Here is a 627-nt window from a genome sequence, read left to right on the forward strand (position 1 = left end):
GTTCTTCCTCGGTCACTTTCTAACTAACTCATTGGTTATCTGAGTTTTTTGACAATTTAATTAATAGATATCAAAAAATTATTCATATAAACCGATAGCATGCCGATACAAAACTCATAAGTTATAAATATATCAGGAAGACATTCCATGTTAGAAAAGTACAGAAATCAAAGTGTTGGCTTTCAACTAAAGTTAGTCATCACTTTGTGCCTAGTAATTGCCTTTTCCAGCATTGCTGCGCTCGTTTATCGAAACGCATCTGGCGTGCTGCTAGAAAGTACGTTGAGAGAACATCAATCCAAAGTCGAGTCGATGGCAAAAACCATTGCCGGTCAGTTCGATGCTTACCTTCATACTGCTCAAGTACTCGAATCAACTTTTCGCAATGGTTACCTTGCAGGCGTTTATGTAGAAAACTACACGGTAGACTTCATGGGCCATGAAGTACCAAATATCACGCAATACAGCGAAAGTTTGATTAACGACACAAAGCTGGTCGACAGCTTCACGCGTGATACCGGAGCAATCGCAACGTTATTTGCACCACTTGGTGATGACTTCATTCGCGTTTCAACATCATTAAAAGATCCGCAAGGTAAGCGTGCAGTAGGCACGACTCTTGGACGC

1 protein-coding gene is annotated in these 627 nt (G+C 40.8%); it reads left to right on the plus strand.

What is annotated here, in order from left to right:
* Positions 1-147 precede the first annotated feature (147 nt).
* Positions 148-627 (plus strand): Cache 3/Cache 2 fusion domain-containing protein (locus tag R8O11_RS28870; RefSeq protein WP_318195077.1); only part of this gene is annotated, 480 nt, incomplete at its 3' end.

This window comes from Vibrio sp. 1288 (genome assembly GCF_033344475.1).